This window comes from Nostoc sp., from assembly GCF_036919595.1.
Taxonomy (GTDB): Bacteria; Cyanobacteriota; Cyanobacteriia; order Cyanobacteriales; family Nostocaceae; genus Nostoc.
In genome coordinates, this window is record NZ_JBALCO010000041.1 from 36,031 (window position 1) to 42,030 (window position 6,000).

Genomic DNA, 6,000 nt, shown 5'->3' on the forward strand with positions numbered 1-6,000 from the left:
TTTACTTAGTATTCCCAAGCATAAGTATTATCTAACTCAAGCTATGGTGTCGCCGTCTGAAGCAACACGCTCTACAGGCACAGCATTACTGTCCCCTACGAATGATATATATTCCGCTTCTTATCTCCAACGCCGATTTAGCCGCAGTAAACTTTTTATCCCTTCACAAAATCTTTTTACCAGAGTTTTAGGCTTTGATACAGGTCTAGGTGAGCGTGATGTACGTGCAGCGCCTGGATTCGTTAACTCTTGTTCTATTTGTGCAGCTTTATTTAAATCTGAAGCGGCTCTATATTCGTATCCTAGTTGAGAGCAAACTAGCCCACGATATTTATATGCGTCAATATAGTGAGGATTGAGACGAATCGCGTGGGTAAAATCTGCGATCGCATCTTCATATCTTCCTTCTATAGCATTCTCTACTCCCCAACTATAAAAAGTTTCTGCATCCCAACGATTGACAGATATTTTTGTGGGATTTGTAGGCGAAGATGAAGATGGGTTTTCAGGAGTAGGAGGCTCGGATGGACTTTCAGATTTGAGCTTGTTGTAAGCTGCGTTGATTGATTTGATTTTTTCCTCAGCTTCCTGTTTTTGCTTTTGATCAAGAAAGCGATCGGGATGCCAAATTTTTACCAGTTGACGGTAAGCTCGCTTCACTTGTGCTTGTGATGCACCAGTTTTCAACCCAAGAATTTCATAAGCATGATTGAGATCGAAGTCATCGCGCATACTGAAAAAATCGGCAACTATATAAATCTATGTTAACTATTCCTCTAAATCTCCTTCAATCAACCCAAACACCTCATTCTGGCTATCACTGGGATGGCAGTAGTCGCCGCTTCTTTGAAGGCTGGTATTACCGCATCACGTTACCGGAAATTGGGCAAACATTCGCCTTTATGTACTCCATCGAAGACCCCATCGGCGGTAAACCCTATAGTGGCGGTGCAGCCCAAATCCTCGGCCCGGATGATGAGTATTTATGCCGGACTTTTCCTGATGTGAGCAAATTTTGGGGTAGTCGAGATGTTCTGGGTTTAGGTCATTGGGGTAAAACGGATTTGCAAGTTTCTCCCCTATACCTCCTACCAGCCGAGTTTGAGCATCATGTTCAAGAAGGATATCAAGCCACAGCCACTTTAAATCAAGGAATTATTCGCGATCGCGCCACCAATAATTATTGCCGTTGGGAATATGAAATTCAACCAGTATATGGTTGGGGTAATAAAAATAGCATTCAGCAATCAACCGCAGGCTGGCTCTCATTCTTGCAGATTTTTGAACCCGGATGGCAAATTTTAATGGCTCACGGTTTAGCCAGTGGGAAGATTGACTGGAATGGCAAAATCTACGAATTCACCAACGCCCCAGCCTACGGCGAGAAAAATTGGGGTGGTGCTTTTCCCCAAAAATGGTTTTGGATAAATTGTAATTGCTTTGAGGGCGAACCCGACTTAGCATTAACTGCTGGCGGTGGACGGCGGGGTGTACTGTGGTGGATGGAATCTGTAGCGATGATTGGGTTGCACTATCAACGCAAGTTTTATGAATTTGTTCCCTGGAATTCACAAGTAGATTGGAAAATTCAGCCTTGGGGTAGATGGCAAATGAAAGCTAGCAACTCTAGTTACGAAATTGAATTAACAGGAACCACGGATCTACCTGGTACACCTCTGCGTGCGCCTACAGAGGAAGGTTTAAGATACTGTTGCCGAGACACTATGCAAGGAAAGTTAAATTTAGAATTACGAGAATTAAATGGAAGAAAATCTAAAATAATCCTGAAAGCAGAAAGTTTTCTTTGTGGTTTAGAAGTAGGCGGCGGCTCTTGGGATAATTATTGGCAGTCTCGCTAAAATTACTGCTATGATTATATATGCTTCATAGTTGGGGTTGTAGCTCAGTTGGATAGAGCGGACGCCTCCTAAGCGTCAGGTCGTGCGTTCGAGCCGCACCAGTCCCGTAAGCGAAATAAATCCCTAAGACCTTGATTAGTAGCAGGTCATAGGGATTTTCTTTTTACCAGTCCTGAATTGGCAGCAGCTTTTAGTGACAAGACTCATGAAGTAGCAATTAACTAAGCCGTCTGCTCAGAGTGTTGCCTGAATTTGAGCAATGTCAGAAAGTCCTCCAGAAATTCCAATAATAGAGAATGTGGAGCCGCCAGAGGTAAAACTGACGGCTCCACATTTTCTGAGACAGAAATGCTAATCAGCGACTCATTGCAAAAATCTGTTCAGCCGTTAAGGGAATGTTCGGAAACAATCTAAAATCAATTCGATCTTGCCCTCGAAACACTTTTGGGGGTAAATACTCTCCATCTTCAAGTTGGTAGATTGTAATGGTTGGCTGCTTGGGAGAGCCAATGAACCGAATGCCACCAAAAGCAGCATAGTCCACAATTATGTACTCGAAAACGCCCAAGTCCTCATATTCAGCAAGTTTTGTCAGATAGTCGTCCTTCCAGTTATTGCTAACAACCTCAATGATTCCGGGTGGTGGAATATATGCAGCGGTAGAACTAGAGCTAGTTTTCATCCTCTGCCATTCTTGTCTAGCAAATATGACAATATCTGCTTTCCGGCTTTTTTCCTTTTCTCCTGGTGCTGTTTTGAGCCGAACCTGCTTGGACTGGCGCGACACGTAAGGCAGGTCGTTTTCTTGGCAGTGATTTTCTAAGTAGGCACACAATCGCTCGATCAAATCCTCATGATTTGCATTTGGTTCTGATAATGGCGCGGGAATCCCATTCAATAGCTCAAAGTCTCTGCCTGAACCATCGTCCCAGGTAAGAAACTCTTCAAAAGTCAGTGGTTGTGTGACGGTTGCATACATCGCCCTCGCTCCCTTGCTGACGGATACTTTACTCAATGCTACCAAGATGTACAGCTTTGTCTGTGAGTCCTGGCTGATTTTCCTGCCGTAGTTCTGAAACAACGGCTTGAGGTTGGATAATAGAAGGTGATCGCACCTTTGGTTGGTGCCAAGAGCTATCACTTTTAAGTTGAGTTATTGTAGAGCGACAAATTATTTGACCGTGGCGACAAAATATTTGTCAAATTTCGTCGTTGATTAATTTCCGCAGCAGTTCTAAAGCTAGGTGGCGCTGGGGTAGTTGGCGGACATCTGCTAAAAATTCATCGGAGAGGATGGAAATATCAGGATTTTCCACCCCAGCAGCAGCGAAAATATCTACCACCTCATTACTTACAACGGCATTAGAGACAATTTGGCGAATTGCTGTATCTACATCTTCGGGACTTTTACCCCCAGTTGTGGTGTGTTTGACAAAAGCAGCGCGAATAGCTTGGAATAAACCGACTTCATCCCGAATTGCGATCGCTTCATCACTGTAACTGCACAAAGCAAAGGCTTTGGCTAATTCGTTCACAGCTTTGATAAACTGCTGTTGTCCATCTTCCAGTCCCAGAACATGATCCATTGCGGCGAGGATGATGGAGACACGTTGGGATGGAGTACCTGTAAAGAACAGCGAATAGTCGAAACCGTTTAACAGTACTGTGACGTTTTCGTACTTTGATAGCATGAGAGTGATCGCTTGTTCTTGAGGAATGCCTATTTGACCTTGACTGTCAGCAGTATAATCTCTCATAACTGATCTGAGTTGGTCAGCAATGCCTAAATAGCCTATAACTCAACCGCCTGGTTCGATAATAAAAAAATATACTTGATGCTTGGGTTTATAAATTAAATAATTAAAAATTATGAAACTAAAATCCGTTTCGTTTGAAAATTATAAGGCATTTTCTGAAAAGCAGACAATGCAATTAAAGCCAATTACTGTTTTAATTGGCAAAAATAGTTCAGGTAAAAGCTCTATTGCCAAACTATTTACCTTATTTGAGAACTCACTTATGGGTAATATTGATATACCGTTATTACTAAATAATAATGGAGTAGAGTTAGGTGGAGAATTTGACAATTTATTTTTTGAGAATAACCCAGGTGGAATTCCTTTAATTTTTAATATTGTATTTGATAATGATGTCCAAATAGAAATTAGTTTACTAAAAAAAGCAGACGGCTATGGATTAGATATTTTTCAATGGAAATATAAAGATAACATACATAAATTTGAGCTTGAGCTTAATGATGATGGATACTTTGACGCTATTAGTAAAAAAATCTATAATTGCGAATTTAAAGGATTTGTTCCTAATAAGTTTTTTCAGAAAAATAGTACTGAGAATTTATCTAAAAACTTTGAAGTTGAGCAAATTGTTGTTGATTATATTGGCCCGTTTAGAATTTTGCCTGAAAGATATTTTTATTTGACGGGGCAGACACAATTTCGATACACAGGTATCACAGGTGAAAATGCTTATGCAATGCTTGGAACAAGTAAATCAAAGAAAGATGATGAGTTATACAAAAATGTGGGAAAGTGGTATAAAGACCATTTTGACGGTTGGGAATTAAAAGTAGATGATAGGGATAAAAAACCTCTTATTCAAATTTTACTTTCTAAAAATGATACGGATGTAAATATTGTAGATGTTGGGCAAGGAATGAGCCAAGTTTTACCTTTGGTAGTTCGAGCCAATATTACGGATAGACCCAATTCTATGATTGTTATAGAACAGCCAGAACTACATTTGCATCCTGCCGCACATGGCGATCTAGCAGAGTTATTTGCTAAATCTGCAAAAGAAAAATTGAAAATTATATACCTTTAAATATACTATTTGAAAATATTACATCAATAACTCAGACTCAGAAAAGTGATTTAGAGAGTAAATCCAATAATGATTTGGATTTTGTGGAATACAATCAAAATAATATAGGAATACGCGAGGCAAAAATCAAAGCTCAATTTCCTGAAATGTTTCTTGCTTCTTTTTCTTACCGTGACTTTGAAAAGAGATGTGAACACCACAAAGTTTTTCTGACAGAAGCAAACGAATCAGTTTCTGAAATCGAACATGTTTTACTTAAAATGGCGAAATTAATATGAATGATAAAATAAGTGTCAAGCCCGATACTATATATCTTGAAGACCTATTAGATGACATAGCTAATGGAGAGTATAGAATACCTATATTTCAAAGAGATTTTGTTTGGAAATCTTCTCAAATGCTTGAACTATTTGATAGCATTTTAAAGGGTTATCCAATAGGGAGTTTATTGTTTTGGAAGACAAAAGGCTATAAAACTAAAGACCAAATAGGCCCTTATATTCTTAAAAAAGAAGATAGTGATGATACAAAGTATGTTTTGGATGGATTTCAAAGAATATCTACGTTGTTTGGAGTGTTGACTAATCCTAAAGAATATAAAGAAAAAAATAATACTGAGCTTAGAAACTTTTTAATTTATTTTGATATCAAAGAAAATAGCTTCAGCTATATAAGAAATAAGAGAGATAAAAATATATTTTCGATTCCTATTTATGAAATTTATGATAATCGTGAATTATTTAATTTGCTACGTGAATTAGACAAAGAAGATATTACAGAAATTGATAAAAGCAGATATATTGAGAATGCAAGAAATTTACATAATATTTTACATAAATACAAATTACCTTATGTAGAAATAAGAGGAGGAGATATAAGAAGTGCTGTTGTAATTTTTTCAAGAATAAACTCAACAGGAACAGAAATTTCTGAAGACTATATGCTTTCAGCACTTAGCTATAATGTAGAAACAGGATTTGTACTAAGTGATTCGATTACTGAATTCATTAATAGCTTAAATGCTTACAATTTTGAAGACTTGAAAAGAGATACCGTTGTAAATTGTATTTCTAATGCAAAAGGAAGAATTTATTTTGATGTAAAGATAGAAGATTTATTGAATCGAGGTTTAGAACCAAATCTAGAATCGTTAACAAACAATGCATATACATATATCAAAAAAGCAGTTCATTTTTTATATAAAAAATTAGTAACTGCCCAGGTAGGAATGTCAGGAATATTCCCATGAGGGAAGAAAGATGGTAGTGTTCAAGCATGAATCCAGAAGAAAAAGATCAAA

The 6,000-nt window shown here is 38.1% G+C and carries 7 protein-coding genes and 1 tRNA gene; 5 read left to right on the plus strand and 3 right to left on the minus strand.

Translation table 11 applies throughout. The features are described 5' to 3' along the window. Positions 1-120 precede the first annotated feature (120 nt). Positions 121-732 (minus strand): J domain-containing protein, encoded by a 612-nt coding sequence (locus tag V7K21_RS05395; protein WP_335172243.1) that lies wholly within the window; start codon positions 730-732, stop codon positions 121-123. A 29-nt stretch (positions 733-761) separates the two neighbouring features. Between V7K21_RS05395 and V7K21_RS05400 the strand changes: the two genes are divergently transcribed. Further along, positions 762-1,859: a tocopherol cyclase family protein gene (locus V7K21_RS05400; protein WP_335172245.1), complete on the plus strand. Its 1,098-nt coding sequence runs from the start codon at positions 762-764 to the stop codon at positions 1,857-1,859. Positions 1,860-1,892: 33 nt separating this feature from the next. Beyond that, positions 1,893-1,966, plus strand: a tRNA-Arg gene (locus V7K21_RS05405). Between the two features lie 248 nt (positions 1,967-2,214). On the opposite strand, the gene V7K21_RS05410 is transcribed toward V7K21_RS05405, so the two are convergent. Both V7K21_RS05410 and V7K21_RS05415 read right to left on the minus strand, forming a co-directional pair. Further along, positions 2,215-2,874 (minus strand): Uma2 family endonuclease, encoded by a 660-nt coding sequence (locus V7K21_RS05410; RefSeq protein WP_335172247.1) that lies wholly within the window; start codon positions 2,872-2,874, stop codon positions 2,215-2,217. A gap of 184 nt (positions 2,875-3,058) precedes the next feature. Continuing rightward, positions 3,059-3,616, minus strand: coding sequence for a DUF3387 domain-containing protein (locus tag V7K21_RS05415; protein WP_335172249.1), 558 nt, complete (start codon positions 3,614-3,616; stop codon positions 3,059-3,061). Positions 3,617-3,728: 112 nt separating this feature from the next. Here V7K21_RS05415 and V7K21_RS05420 point away from each other — a divergent pair, with 112 nt between their 5' ends. From V7K21_RS05420 to V7K21_RS05430, 3 genes are all read left to right on the plus strand, one after another. Next, complete coding sequence (locus tag V7K21_RS05420) at positions 3,729-4,700, plus strand: AAA family ATPase (protein WP_335172251.1); 972 nt, start codon at positions 3,729-3,731, stop codon at positions 4,698-4,700. 83 nt (positions 4,701-4,783) lie between these two features. After that, on the plus strand, positions 4,784-4,978 hold the full coding sequence (locus V7K21_RS05425; protein ID WP_335172253.1) for a hypothetical protein: 195 nt from the start codon (positions 4,784-4,786) through the stop codon (positions 4,976-4,978). Next, positions 4,975-5,949 (plus strand): DUF262 domain-containing protein, encoded by a 975-nt coding sequence (locus V7K21_RS05430; RefSeq protein WP_335172255.1) that lies wholly within the window; start codon positions 4,975-4,977, stop codon positions 5,947-5,949. Before V7K21_RS05425 ends, V7K21_RS05430 begins: the two co-directional genes overlap by 4 nt. The last annotated feature ends 51 nt before the right edge of the window (positions 5,950-6,000 follow it).